Source organism: Holophaga foetida DSM 6591, from assembly GCF_000242615.2.
Lineage (GTDB): Bacteria > Acidobacteriota > Holophagae > Holophagales > Holophagaceae > Holophaga > Holophaga foetida.
This window is the reverse complement of sequence record NZ_KI912268.1, coordinates 211,627-224,629: the sequence shown is the minus strand read 5'-3', so window position 1 is coordinate 224,629 and position 13,003 is coordinate 211,627. Positions and strand designations below refer to the sequence as shown.

12 protein-coding genes are annotated in these 13,003 nt (G+C 63.6%); 7 read left to right on the top strand and 5 right to left on the bottom strand.

Annotated elements, in window-relative coordinates; all coding sequences use genetic code 11:
* Positions 1–35 precede the first annotated feature (35 nt).
* Complete coding sequence (rpsO, locus tag HOLFODRAFT_RS0201015; protein WP_005037323.1) at positions 36–305, top strand: 30S ribosomal protein S15; 270 nt, start codon at positions 36–38, stop codon at positions 303–305.
* Between the two features lie 57 nt (positions 306–362).
* Here rpsO and HOLFODRAFT_RS0201010 read toward each other — a convergent pair whose 3' ends face one another.
* Positions 363–1,157 carry a methyl-accepting chemotaxis protein gene (locus HOLFODRAFT_RS0201010; RefSeq protein ID WP_211237917.1) on the bottom strand — a complete coding sequence of 265 codons (795 nt, stop codon included), beginning with the start codon at positions 1,155–1,157 and terminating at the stop codon, positions 363–365.
* A gap of 548 nt (positions 1,158–1,705) precedes the next feature.
* Between HOLFODRAFT_RS0201010 and HOLFODRAFT_RS18670 the strand changes: the two genes are divergently transcribed.
* The 6 genes from HOLFODRAFT_RS18670 (at position 1,706) to HOLFODRAFT_RS0200980 (ending at position 8,167) form a co-directional block, all read left to right on the top strand.
* Positions 1,706–2,377 carry an NUDIX domain-containing protein gene (locus tag HOLFODRAFT_RS18670; protein ID WP_005037327.1) on the top strand — a complete coding sequence of 224 codons (672 nt, stop codon included), beginning with the start codon at positions 1,706–1,708 and terminating at the stop codon, positions 2,375–2,377.
* The gene (locus HOLFODRAFT_RS0201000) at positions 2,374–2,979 is read left to right on the top strand and encodes an L-threonylcarbamoyladenylate synthase (protein WP_005037329.1); all 606 of its coding nucleotides are present in this window, start codon (positions 2,374–2,376) and stop codon (positions 2,977–2,979) included. The genes HOLFODRAFT_RS18670 and HOLFODRAFT_RS0201000 overlap by 4 nt, the downstream gene beginning before the upstream one ends.
* Positions 2,964–4,112: an MltA domain-containing protein gene (locus tag HOLFODRAFT_RS18665; RefSeq protein WP_005037331.1), complete on the top strand. Its 1,149-nt coding sequence runs from the start codon at positions 2,964–2,966 to the stop codon at positions 4,110–4,112. The genes HOLFODRAFT_RS0201000 and HOLFODRAFT_RS18665 overlap by 16 nt, the downstream gene beginning before the upstream one ends.
* A gap of 122 nt (positions 4,113–4,234) precedes the next feature.
* The gene (locus HOLFODRAFT_RS0200990; protein ID WP_005037333.1) at positions 4,235–4,705 is read left to right on the top strand and encodes a Spy/CpxP family protein refolding chaperone; all 471 of its coding nucleotides are present in this window, start codon (positions 4,235–4,237) and stop codon (positions 4,703–4,705) included.
* A 23-nt stretch (positions 4,706–4,728) separates the two neighbouring features.
* Positions 4,729–6,495, top strand: coding sequence for a transglutaminase-like domain-containing protein (locus HOLFODRAFT_RS0200985; RefSeq protein WP_005037335.1), 1,767 nt, complete (start codon positions 4,729–4,731; stop codon positions 6,493–6,495).
* An 85-nt stretch (positions 6,496–6,580) separates the two neighbouring features.
* Positions 6,581–8,167, top strand: a complete 1,587-nt coding sequence (locus HOLFODRAFT_RS0200980) for a methyl-accepting chemotaxis protein (protein ID WP_005037338.1) — start codon at positions 6,581–6,583, stop codon at positions 8,165–8,167.
* Here the strand turns inward: HOLFODRAFT_RS0200980 and HOLFODRAFT_RS22385 are convergent.
* The 4 genes from HOLFODRAFT_RS22385 to HOLFODRAFT_RS18655 all read right to left on the bottom strand — a co-directional run bounded on the left by HOLFODRAFT_RS22385 (position 8,164) and on the right by HOLFODRAFT_RS18655 (position 12,938).
* A complete protein-coding gene (locus HOLFODRAFT_RS22385; protein WP_005037340.1) occupies positions 8,164–8,973 on the bottom strand; it encodes a S1/P1 nuclease in 810 nt (269 codons plus the stop codon). The two genes, HOLFODRAFT_RS0200980 and HOLFODRAFT_RS22385, sit on opposite strands and share 4 nt — an antisense overlap.
* Positions 8,974–9,092: 119 nt before the next feature.
* The gene (lepB, locus tag HOLFODRAFT_RS0200970; protein WP_005037343.1) at positions 9,093–9,953 is read right to left on the bottom strand and encodes a signal peptidase I; all 861 of its coding nucleotides are present in this window, start codon (positions 9,951–9,953) and stop codon (positions 9,093–9,095) included.
* A gap of 22 nt (positions 9,954–9,975) precedes the next feature.
* Positions 9,976–10,566 (bottom strand): hypothetical protein, encoded by a 591-nt coding sequence (locus HOLFODRAFT_RS0200965; protein ID WP_005037344.1) that lies wholly within the window; start codon positions 10,564–10,566, stop codon positions 9,976–9,978.
* Positions 10,563–12,938, bottom strand: coding sequence for a Tex family protein (locus HOLFODRAFT_RS18655; RefSeq protein WP_005037346.1), 2,376 nt, complete (start codon positions 12,936–12,938; stop codon positions 10,563–10,565). Before HOLFODRAFT_RS18655 ends, HOLFODRAFT_RS0200965 begins: the two co-directional genes overlap by 4 nt.
* Positions 12,939–13,003 lie beyond the last annotated feature (65 nt).

Below are 13,003 nucleotides of genomic sequence, written 5' to 3'. Positions count from 1 at the left end.
CGGGTGACGGGATGAACCCCGAAAAGGAGCCCACCATGGCCCTGACCACCGATCAGAAGACGATCATCATCGAAGACTTCAAGCAGCACGCCACCGACACCGGTTCCCCCGAAGTCCAGGTTGCCCTGCTGACCAAGCGCATCAACGACCTGACCGAGCACTTCAAGACCCACACCAAGGACTACCACAGCCGCCGCGGCCTCCTGATCATGGTCGGCCAGCGCCGCAGCCTGCTGGACTACCTGAAGCGCAAGAACAAGGCCCGTTACGCCTCCCTCATCGAGAAGCTCGGCCTGCGCCGCTAGTCTTACAAGCGTAATAGCAAATAGCAAAAACGCCCGCATCCGCGGGCGTTTTTGCTATTACGCGAGAGTGAAACGACCCGAAATCGTATTCAGCTCGTGGGCCATCTTGGCCAGATCATCAATAGTACGGACACTCTCGGTAACCGCAGCCGAAAGCTGGTGGGTGGCAGAGGCGTTACCTTCGGTGATCATCAGAGTCTTCTTCATACGTCCTGCGAGCTGGCCGCTCTCATCAGCCTGGGTGCGGACACCCACAATGGAGAAGCTGCAGCCGTCGAAAATCACCTTGGTCCCGGAAACCAGTTCGCTCAGCCCCCCCTGGACGGTTTGAACACACTCCGCCCCTTTCACCACGCGGGAACCGCTCTCCTGGATAAGGTGCGAAATCTCTTCGGCAGCCTTGGCGGAACGTTCCGCCAACTTCCGGACCTCCTCGGCAACCACGGCGAATCCCTTGCCGTACTCAAGGGCCTTGGCAGCCTCGATGGCAGCATTGAGACTCAAGAGATTGGTCTGATTGGCAATCTCGGTGATGACCGTCGTGATCGCTTCAACCTGGGAGGAACTATCCTTGATGGCCTCCATGGCCCGGATGGAGGCATCCACGGTCTGCACACTGGTACGGCCGACTACACCCATCTTCTCCAGCATCGCCATATCCGAAGTCTGCCCAGCGTGGACCTTTTCAAGGAAGTCCTTGATGTTGTCAATGGTCCTGGCGGAACTCTCCACCTCTACCCGCTGCTCATCAGCACCACGGCTGATCTCCTGGGTCGCCCCCTCGATCTGGGTCATGGTCGCGGAGAGCTCTGTGGCGGTCGAAGCCACGCGCTCACAGATCTGGGCAATCACTCGGGAATCTTCCCGGATCCTGGTGATGGCTTTATTGACTTGGATGGAAATAGCGCTTAATTCATCATCATTATCGAGTTTGCACGTGATGGAAAGATCGCCATTGGCCAGAGCCTCAGCACTCCTGGCAATGGACAAGGCACTCGCCTGGAGCCTCTGGCCGAGACGAAAAGCCGCCCAGAGCCCCAGTAGCGCTGTCACCAGGAGCACTGCGACGACAGCTATCCCGCGGGATGAGCCCCCTGCCCCCGAGAGGGAGAGGATGGCCAGAACCAATGTTCCGGCAATGGGAATCATGCATATGTAAAGAATCTTGTTACGAATTTTCAGTTCTTCCAACACATGACTCTCCGCATTTATTCCATGGCTAACCCCATAGTACCGCACAACGGTCCGTTCGTACCACAAAAACAAGGAGAGAACATGGAGCTATCCGCATTCCCTAAACGGCTGGCCCAATTCCCCCCGCCTATCCGTCATGCCCTTGGCCCACTATGATTAAAGAACCGTGAAGCCTCACGGAAGCCGCCTTTGATTGGTGCTGGTACATGCCTGAGCCCCTCCCCATTCCCCTTGAACCCAACCCCTACAAGGTCCTGGACCGGCGAATGATCTACGACTCGCCCTGGATCCGCGTCCGGGAAGACCGGTTCATTCACCGTCGGGGAGCGGAGGGTTGCTACGCCGTGTGTGGCTTCCGTCGCACCGCCTGCGGGGTCCTAGCCCTGGACGAGCAGGATCGGGTGGTGCTGGTGGGGCAGTGGCGCTACCCCCTGGAGCACTACTCCTGGGAACTGCCGGAGGGAGGCGGAGACGAGAGGGAGAGCCCCTTTGAGGCCGTGCGCCGGGAACTCCAGGAGGAGGCGGGTCTGGATGCCCTGGTCTGGGAGCCCCTGGCCTTCTTCCATACCAGTAACTCCAGCACCGACGAGGAGGTCTTCCTCTTCCGGGCTTCAGACCTGATGGATCACCCCGATGGCCATGCCCCCGAGGAGGACGAGGAACTCGCCCTGCGCCGGGAACCCTTTGAACAGTGCCTGTCCAGGGTGCTCTCGGGTGAGATCACGGACAGCCTCACGGTGATGGCCCTCCTGGCCGAGCACGCCCGCCGGACAGGGGTTCCCGGCCATCTCGCACCGGGACTGGCAGAGCGCTTCTTTCAGTGCCCCATGGAGCACCCCAGCCCGGGACGGACCCGGTGGCAGGAGGTGGGGCGATGATCCTCTCCCTCCATCCCGATACACCCCAGCAGCGGCACCTGGAGCGGATTCTCGAGATTCTCACCAGGGACGGCGTCATTGCCTACCCCACGGATACCCTCTACGGCCTGGGCTGCCTCATCTCCCGCAAGAAGGCCGTGGACAGGATCCTGACCCTCAAGCACCGGGATCCCCGCAAACCGATGTCCATCCTCTGCGCCGACATGGAAATGCTCTGCCGCTACGCCCGACACATGGAGACCAGCACCTTCCGCCTCCTCAAACAGCTCCTTCCGGGCCCCTACACGGTCATCCTTCCCGCTAGCCGGGAAGTTCCCCGCTACCTCCAGGCCAAGCAGACCGTTGGGCTCCGCATTCCGGACAACCCCTTCTGCACGGCCATAACCAAGCTCGCCGGAGAGCCCATCCTCAGCACCAGCGCCAATCTCTATGGAGAGCCCCCCCTTCTGAGCTCCTGGGAGATCCAGGAGGAGCTGGGACATGCCCTGGACATGGTGGTGGACTGCGGTGAACCCGTGGGGGAATCCAGCACAATCCTGGATCTCACCGGAGACGAACCCCTTGTGCTGAGGCAGGGAGCCGGACCATGGCCGCTAGGCTGATCGCCTCGCTCTTCCTGGGGGCGAGCCTCATGGCCGCCACGCCCTGCCTTCCTCCGGTGAAGGCGGTGCCATCCGATGCTTCTCTACGGGATGTCCTGCAGCGGGAACACTTGGCCCAGGCCCTGGAGGAGAGTCTCAGCTACCTGGAGAGCCCCAGAGGCAGAAGGGACTATGCCAAGTGTGCAGCGCCCTTCACCCTGGAGCGAGTTCAACGCACCCTGAAGCGCCTTCAGACCCTTTTGAGACGCTGCGGGGATCTCGATGAGCTTAATAAATCATTATCCTCCGAATTCCAGTGGATACCCATGGCCGGCCAGGACGACCAGGGCACCGTGGCCCTCACCGGCTACTTCACCCCGGTCTACGAGGCCTCCCGCGAGCGGGGGGGCGCATACCGATGGCCCCTTTACAGCCGCCCCGGGAACCTGGACCGCTGGCCCCTGCCCCACCCCACCCGGATAGAGCTGGAAGGAGCCGATGGCCTGAGCACCGCCCGCGGAAAGCTCAAGGGACTGGAAGCCTTCTGGCTCAAGAATCGATGGGACGCCTACATGATTCAGGTGCAGGGCTCGGCCCAGCTCCGGATGCCGGATGGGTCTCTCGTCGCTGTCGGCTTCCACGGCGCCACCCAATACCCCTACACCCCCATCGCCTTTGAAATGAGCCGGGACAGGAAGATCCAGGAGGAGTGCCTGAGGGAAGGCAAAGTCAGCCTCCGCGAGCACTTCCAGCTCCATCCGGAAGACATGGACACCTACGTCCAGCGCAACAATCGCTTCGTATTCTTCAAGGACATCCCCGGGCCACCCAGGGGGAGCCTCGGCGTGCCCGTCACCCCCCTGCGGACCGTGGCCATCGATCGGAGCATCTATCCCTCGGGCCTCCCCATCCTGCTGGCGGGACTGCCCACGGATGTCCCGAACCGCCTGGTCCTGGCCCAGGACTCCGGTTCAGCGATCCGGGGTCCCGGCAGGCTGGACCTCTACTGCGGCATCGGCCCCGAGGCAGGAAACCAAGCCGGGCGCTTGGTCCATGCACCAGTCCAGGCCTACCTGATGCTGATCAGGGAAGAGCAGGATGGACGAGATGGCAAGGATGAAAAGCTTAAAGCAAGGTCTGGCAGCAAACCCTGATCCAGCTTATTAATCTGTGCCCTCTGCGTTTACTCTTTTGAACTTCCTGGCTAAACGACTTCGCCCCACCCCCCTCTATACCTGTGAGCGGAACGATTCCGCCCTTTCAGTTGGAGGTTCCAATGTCCCTTCGTTCCATGATCCTGGCCTGCGCCGCCCTCGGTCTCGTCGCAACAGCCCCCCTGGCGGCCCAGCCCTTCCCCGGGTGCAGCGCCCCCGGTGAGGGCCGCATGGGTAGGCAGATGGCTGCCACCCTGAAGCTAACGGATGATCAGCGTTCCAAGATCGAGACCATCCGGGCAAAGCATGCGGTGGAACTCAACGCCAAGCGCCAGGCCCTCCAGGATGCCCAGAAGGCCTTCCACCAGGCTTGCCTGAACCCGGCCAGCACCCCTGCCCAGCTCAAGCAGCTCCATCAACCCGTGGCCGACCGCCAGCTTGACCTCATGATGGTCCAACGGGCCATGCGTCTGGAACAGAGGGCCATCCTCACCCCTGAGCAACAGGCGGAAGCCGACAAGCTCTGCCAGAACATGGGCCAGGCAGGATACGGGAATGGCCCCCGCCGCGGTGGCCGGGGTATGCGCCGCTGATACAGTGGGGGGTGGAGTGACCCATGCCCTTCATCCCCCGCCTGATTCTTTGCCTGAGTCTCCTCCTTTCCATTGCCGGCCGCTGCCAGGAAACGGTGCGCTTCCGGCAATGGATCGGGGGGGAGGAGACCGGGGGGATGGAGGTCAGGGCCGTCGTGGATGGCCCCCGCCGCCGAATCGAGAGCCGGGAATGGATTCGCCTTGAACGCCTCGGCTTGGCGGTGGAGCAGGAAGTCCGGCAGACCCTCTGGAGGGATTCCGAGGGAGCCATCCAGGTCCAGTGGCTGCTCCGGCTGGCCCAGGAACCCATGGAGGGGGAAGCGGACTGGTCTCCCAAACGTCCCAGGCAGCTGGACCTGAAACCCAAGGGCATGCCCTCCCGCGCCCTCTCCATCCCCGAAAACACCATTCTCTGGCCGGAGGAAGCGGATGCCCGCATGATGGCCGCCGCCGCGAGAAGAAGTTCTTTGTCCCTGCGTGGCTACGTTATCCCCATGCAACAAACCTCAGCCCTGGAACTGGAGTGCCTGGGGCCTGATCCCCTCCCTGGATTTCCTGAGGCGGTGCGATTCAAGGGCAGAAGCCAGGAAGGGCCCATCAGCAGTGAGGTTGAGATCTGGATCTCGCCGACCCGGGGGGAACTGCGCCACCGGGGCAAGGTCATGGGAATGGACTACCTGCTCCAGCGGGCTGAGCTGCCCGCCCCTGACAGGGCCCCCAAGGCCCAGGGATTCTTCGAGGCGACCCTGAACCCCCTGCCCCCCCACGTCCTCAGGCTCTGGCTCCGGGACCTCACGGTCACCTGGAATGGCGATCAGCCGCCCACCCTCCCTGAGGATCCCCAGCAGACCCGCATGGCCCCTAATCGGTACCGTCTTCGCCAGGCGGATGCCCCGAGCCGTGCGGAAGCTCAGGATCCCCCGGTCACCGGGAGACCCACTCCCGGGGACGCCCCCTATCTGGCTTCCAGCCCACTGCTTCGCCTGGAGGACCCGATCTTCGATGGTCTCCTCTCCCGGCTCAACGCCCCCAAGGGAGCCAGCCGCTGGGACTTGGCCCGCCGCGTCACCTCCTTCGTCTTCGAGTGGATCGAAGAGAAGGACTACAGCGTGGGATTCGCCTCCGCCCAGGAGGTGGCTCGGAATGGTCGAGGGGACTGCACCGAACACGGCGCCCTGGCCATCGCCCTCCTCCGCCGTCTGGGGGTTCCCTGCCGGGCCGTGGCGGGATGGGCAGCCCTGGAGAACACCCTGGGGCTGCACTTCTGGGTGGAGGTGGAACTCGGAGACCGGTGGGTACCCATCGATCCCACCTTCGATCAGGCTCCCGCCTCCGCCTTCCGCATGAAGCTCAGCACCTCGGACCTGGCCGAGCTCGGCAACCTGGGCTGGGACACCGCCGCCACGAACCTGAAAAGCGGCACATGGAGCCTTGATCAACCCTGGCCCCAGGGGGTGAGGGTGGAAGGCGAACGTCTGCAGATCGGACACGGCCCCGCCTTGCTGGCCCAGGGGCGAACCTGGATCATCACGCCCACGGGCCTTTGCCTCTCAGGTTCGCCGATTGTCCAGGTGGAATCGACGATCCGTCCCACCAGCGCCCAGACCCGGAATGCCAAGCGACTGATGGGATCCTCCGGCCAAAAGGGATGGTGGGCATCCGACAGCAAGGTGCTATGGATGGAAATGGGCCCCAGCGCTTGGCTCCGGCTGGGACCGGTGGACGAGGCGCAGGCCCTTGCCCTCCTGGAAGCCCCCAGCATCCAGTTTCAGGCCGGGCCATCATCCTGAAGGCTTGCCCAGCCCCCGGCCATGCCTACATTCGCCATCAGAAGGTCATGGCTGAGTGGCTTGTCTAGCATGAAAGGGAGATGGAATGGCAGCCTTTTATTCCAACTTCAGGATCCGGGGTAAGTTCTATTTCATCCTGGCGACCCAGGTGGTGCTCCTGCTCTGCGTGGCCCTCATCGGCTGGACCAGTCTGAACCGGCTCCAGCGCGACCAGGCCTCCATCACGGCCATCTTCAACAAGCTGACCGCCACCACGGATGTCATCGCCAATTCCAACCGCTTGCGGATCGTCCACGTCTCGCTCCTGGGAGCGCACAGCTACCCGGAATATCTGTCCAAGCGCACAAAACGCCTGGCAGAGGTCGAAGGCACCCTGGCGGACAACCTGACCCGCATGGAGGCCCTGGACTGGGGAGAGGACAAGACCCAGGTGGCCGGGATCGCCCAGGCGATCCGTCATTATGCGGGAGCCTTCGCTCCGCTTTTCAAGGAGGCCACCACCAACCCGAAACCCAACATCCCCGGGATGATGGATGCCAACCTCACAGAGATGAACAAGGCCAGGGACGACCTGGACAAGCTGTTGGCTCTCTATCAGAAGAAGGCTGAAACGATGAGCCAGGCGGACGAAGTCTTCGCAAGGCGCCAGCAGCTCCAGATCATCCTGGGCGTGGTCATCGCCCTGGTCCTCGGGATCGGCTTCACCCTGATGGTGGGCCGACGGGTGGAGGGGGATGCCAAAGCCATCGAGGCCGCCATGGAGGGCCTGGAGGCCGGTGACCTCACCCAGCGATGCAAGGTGGATAGCCGGGACGAATTCGGCCGGATCTCAGGCAGGCTGAACCGGACCGTGGCCAAACTCCAGGAGGGCTTCCGCCAGATCGCAGCCATCACGGAACGGGCCGCCAGCGGCGCTACCGAACTCGCGGCCACCACCCAGGAACTGGAAGCCGCAACCTCCGATATCAGCAGATCGGCCGATGCGCAGCGGAGCGAGGTAGGGCGTTCTTCCCAGGCCATCCAGGCGGTGGCAAAGTCCGTGGAAGATGTCCGGCACCGGACTTCCCAGGCCGAGAAGCTCTCCGCAGCCTCCCTCCAGGCCAGTTCCGAGGGCATGACGAACGTCGGAGAATCGACAGACGCCATGGCGGCCATCCAGGAGAGTTCAGAAAAGGTGGGCAGGATCACGACCCTCATCGCTGATATCGCCCGCCAGACCAATCTGCTTTCCCTGAATGCCGCCATCGAGGCGGCCAAGGCCGGGGTCCATGGCAGGGGCTTCGCCGTGGTGGCGGATGAGATCCGCAAGCTGGCGGAGCGCAGCGGCTCAGCCGCCCGGGAGATCTCTGGGCTGATCGAGGAGAGCGGAGAGCGGGTGGGCGTAGGTTCCAGGGCCGTCCAGAACGTCAATGCCTCCCTCCAGCTCATCCAGGAAAACATCCGGGACTATGCGGACCAGATCAAGGAGATCGCTTCCTCCATGGAGGCCCAGTCCCAGGCCAGCAGCCACGTCGTGGACGGCATCCAGCGGACCCAGGACCTGACGGAGCGCAACGCATCCGCCACCGTGGAGCTCACGGCCACCATCACGGAAACGGCCCGCACCGTCGAGGATCTGGCCCGCCTGGCCTCCGAGTTGCGCGCACTCGCCTCCCGCTTCCGAGTGAATTAGGCCTTCGGTTTCCCCCCCATCTCCCAGGCCAGGACGATCAAATCGCCGGTGCGCTGGCCAGCCCGTTCGAGTTGGCCCTTCACGATGGAGCCCTGGGCCTGCCAGAACAGGGGCCAGTAGGCACCCCCCCGCCGCTTGCCCCGGCCCCGCCCGGCGGCCCTGTCATCCGCAAGCACCAGGGAACTCAGTGAATAGGTTTCCTGGAGCCAGCGCCAGGGGCTCTGGAGCGTCGTCCGCCCCTGGGTGGTCGGCAGGATCCTCAGGGAGGAGGGCTCCACGTAGCGCTCCACCAGACCGGTTTCCCAGCGCGAGTGAACTCCCCGCTGTCCCGTATCCTTGCCGTCATAGTTGCTGATGGTGTGGAGGGGGACATGGAGATCCCCCACGTAGTGGCTCAGATAAGAGGTCTCCAGAAGCACCCTGCCCCGATCACGGTCCCGGAAGGCAGAGGCCAGGCTCCGAACCTGGTCCTGGACAGTCCAGGGCAGCTGCCCCGTCTTCTGGAAACGGCGGGCGCCGATCTGGTCGATAGCCTCGTCAGGCGTCAAGGGCACCGAAGAGGGGCCACCATACACGTCACTGTTGATGAAATGCCGAGGCGGCTCCTTGCGGTCCCGCCGCCAGTGGTCAGGGTCCGAGGCGTGCTCCACCACCATGCCCTCCTGCCCCGAGAACCAGGCTCCCACCACCCGGGGAAGCCCACGCACCGAGGCGCTGGCGATAATCCGATGCCCCTTCCCCCCCCAGGCCGCTCCGGGCACTCCGGACACGAGAAAGAGGGACAAGGCGAGCAGGCGAAGCATCATTTCAGGTTCCAGACCAATCAAGATTGCCATTGGGAACGGCGGAGAATCGGACAGAAGCGAAGCAGGACCTCAGTCCTGCTTTTCTCCGTGCCCTCTGTGTTAACTCTTTTTCCACGACATCACTTCGGGATGGTTCCGGTGCGATCCCAGCGGGTCCAGCTAAAGAAGTGGCGGGCGCCGTCCACGAAGTTCGCGACCACATCGGCGGGACCGCTGGGTATCCGGGCATTCTGGTCGTCCACCCCACCCTCCCGGTAGCTCCACCAGATGAAGAAGGGACGGCCCCGAAGGTGGTCAACGGGAAGGAATCCCCAGTAGCGCCCGTCCAGGCTGTTCTCGCGGTTGTCTCCCATGGCAAAGATGTGCCCCTCGGGGACCTTCACCGGTGCCAGATGGTCCCGATAGCCATAACCAAGGGGCTCCCTCCCCTGCTGGTCCATGGCCTGGATCTCAGGATCCTGGTAGGGCCATACCGCAGAAACGGGCAGGCTCTCCGGAAGATCCTCCGTGACGACCCCGGTGCTGCGGGTCGCGGGCCATGGGCCGGGCAGAGGGCCGTCCTCGGGTCTGGGGGAGTGGTGCTCCCAGGGTCCGGTGGCCTGCTTGCCGTTGATGTAAAGGCGCTTGTCCCGGATCTCCACGGTGTCCCCTGGGAGGGCGACACAGCGCTTCACGTAGTCCTGATCCCGTTCCAGGGGGTAACGGAAGACGATGATATCCCCGCGATCCACACCCCTCATGGGGAAGAGCTTCTCCTCCCAGGCCCACTGGGGACGGGCGAAGATGAACTTGTTGATCAGCAGGTGGTCCCCGATCAGGAGAGTGCTGCGCATGGACCCACTGGGGATGGTGAACTGCTGCCCAACAAAGGTCTTGAAGAACATGATCAGCAGGATGCCGAAGCAGGCCACCTCAAGGTTGTCCCGGAATGAACCCTTGGCCACACCTGCGGGCAGCACCTCAACTTTGTCCTTCGCCATGAAAACTCCAGTAAGGGTCAGGCTATTCCGGCCTGGGTGCATCTGCGAACATGCGGGAATTCAGCCGCTGGATCGTGACCCACCGCCCATCCTGCCATATCCGGGTCTCCGTCACACCGACTTCGGGTACATAGAATGAACGGATCCGAATCCCGAGCTTGGCCTTGTCCTGGGTTTCCACCCAATAGCCGATGCGATCGGACCCCGGCGGGAGTGGGGTGCCAGCCTCGGCGGTGGAGCGTCCAAGAAGCCGACTGACCGCATCCTTGGTCTCCCAGGTCTGCACCTGGGGGAAGCCCTCCGGGAGGATGGTCTGGAGGATGGTCTTGCCATCCCAGATCGCCACGCCCCCGCGGCGCAGGAAGAGGCGCTGAGAAGCCTGGCCCCGCAGGGTGGAAAGGGTTGTGCGGACATCAAGCCCCCCCTCCATCTGGGCGGTGGCATCCACCCGGAGCTGAAGCCGCTCACTGGTCCGCTGGGCCTCGGGCAGGCTGGGGTTCTCGTAGCCCAGCACCAGCCCTGCCTCCCCAGGGCCGAAGGGCACCGGTGCCTTGGCGCGATCGCACCCGAGCAGGGAGAGCAGGGTCAGACCCGAGAGGGCCCAGGATTTCACCGAAGCCCCTTGTTGAACTTGGCCAGCAGATCCGTCAGGCTGGCGCCCTTGGCATCATTGCGCGGCTTGACTTCAGGGCGGCGCTCCTGGCGTCCCCCTTCAGTCCGTCCGGATTCCCGCTTCTTCTCGGGCCGGGGAGCCGAGCTTTGGGGCTCGGGCTTGCGGGGCCTGGGGTGGGGGCGCTGGTGTTCAGCACGGGCCTGTCCCGCGGGAGCGGGGAGGAGCGCCTTGATGGAAAGAGAGATCCGCTTGGCCTGAAGATCCACGTTCAGGACCTTGACCTTGACGGACTGCCCCACCGTGAGGGCATCCGCGGGGTTCTTGATATAGGTGTGACTGATCTCGGAAAGGTGGACGAGACCGTCCTGATGAACGCCCACATCCACGAAGGCTCCGAAGTCGGTCACATTGGTGACGATGCCCGGAAGCTCCATGCCGGATTCCAGATCCGAGGGTTTGTTGACCCCCTCCATGAACTGCACGGCCTCGAAACCCTGCCGGGGATCCCGCCCAGGCTTGCGCAGCTCGGCGATGATATCGGTGACGGTCTCCACGCCGAAGCGATCGTCCACGAAGAGCTTGGGATCCAGGCCGCCGAGGGCAGCCTCGTTGCCCACCAGTTCGGGAATGGTCTTGCCCGTGAGCTGGCAGATGCGCTGCACCACAGGGTAGGCCTCGGGATGCACGGCGCTGGCATCCAGGGGGTTCTCGCCATCCTGGATCCGCAGGAAGCCCGCGGACTGCTGGAAGGCCTTCTCGCCGAAGCGGGGCACCTCCATGAGCTGTTCCCGGTGCTTGAAGGCACCGTGCTCGAAGCGGAAGTGGATGATGTTCTTGGCCAGGGTCTCGCCAATACCCGCCACGTAAGCCAGAAGCTTGTAGCTGGCGGAGTTGAGGTCCACCCCCACACGGTTCACGCAGGACTCGACCACCTCGTCCAGGCTCTTCTTGAGGGCGGTCTGATTCACGTCGTGCTGGTACTGGCCCACACCGATGGACTTGGGCTCCACCTTCACCAGCTCCGCCAGGGGATCCTGGAAGCGCCGGGCAATGGAGATGGCACCGCGCACCGTGACGTCCTGCTCGGGGAACTCCTCCCGGGCAACCTCACTGGCGCTGTAGACCGAAGCCCCGGCCTCGCTCACAGAGATGCAGATGATCCCCTGGCGATCCGTATCCTTCAGCCACTGGCGGATGAAGGCCTCGGTCTCCCGGCCGCCGGTGCCATTGCCCACAGCAATGGCTTCCAGGGGGTATTTGGTGGCGATCTGCTCCAGCACAGCGCGGCTGCCCTCGAAATCCCGCTTGGGCTCCAGGGGGTAGATGGTGGAGGTCTCCATGAACTGCCCCAGGCGGTTGATCACCGCCAGCTTGCACCCGGTGCGGATGCCGGGATCCACACCCAGGGTGCACATCTGCCCTGCGGGAGGAGCCAGGAGGAGATGGTCCAGGTTGGTCTGGAAGACCTTGATGGCCTCGGCATCGGCCTTCTTCTTGGCCTCGACCCGCACGTCTGTCTCCAGAGTAGGGGCCAGGAGGCGATCGAAGGCATCACGGCAGACCTCATGCAGCAGCTTGCGGTAGCCGGACTTGGGATTCACCTGGACCCTGGAGACGAGCTGGGTCACCAGCTTCTCGCCTTCCACCAGGAGTTTGACGGTGAGGATCTCTTCCTTTTCGCCGCGACGCACCGCCAGGATGCGGTGGGCCGGCATCTTCTTGATGGCTTCCTTGTAGTCCCAGTAGGACTTGAAGCGAAGCGCCTCCTGGCCGTCCTTGCGCTCCTCGCGCAGGCTGGACTGGAGAATGCCGTGCTCGTAGAACTCCTCGCGCAGCCAGACGCGGACGTCGACGTTTTCTGCCAGGCGCTCCGCAAGGATATGACCGGCGCCTTCCACGCACTGGGAAGGCGTCTGGATGCCCTCCTGATCCTCCTTGACGTAGGAGGCCGCCAGCATCAGGGCATCGGCGCCGCTCTCATCCGCGAGCAGGGCGTCCAGAAGGGGCTCCAGGCCCCGCTCCCGGGCGTCCGTGGCCTTGGTGCGCTTCTTGGGCTTGTAGGGGAGGTAGAGATCCTCCAGCTCAGTCTTGGCCCAGGTGGACTCGATGCGGGCCTTGAGCTCGGGAGTGAGCTTGCCCTGCTTGTCAATGGTCTTGAGCACCGTCTCCCGGCGCTCCAACAACTCCTTGAAGTAGGCCACACGGTCTTCGATGGCCCGGATGGCCACCTCGTCCAGACTCCCGGTGACCTCTTTGCGATACCGGGCAATGAAAGGCACCGTGTTGCCTTCATTCAGCAGTCCAACCACCGCGGCCACCCCGGCCCGAGGCAGGGAGAGTTCCTGGCAGATGCGATCGACAACCAACTCCACGTCACTTCCTTTCGAGCTCACCGAGGGTGAAGGGCCATCTTACCTCATCGCAGTTCCAGAAGGTC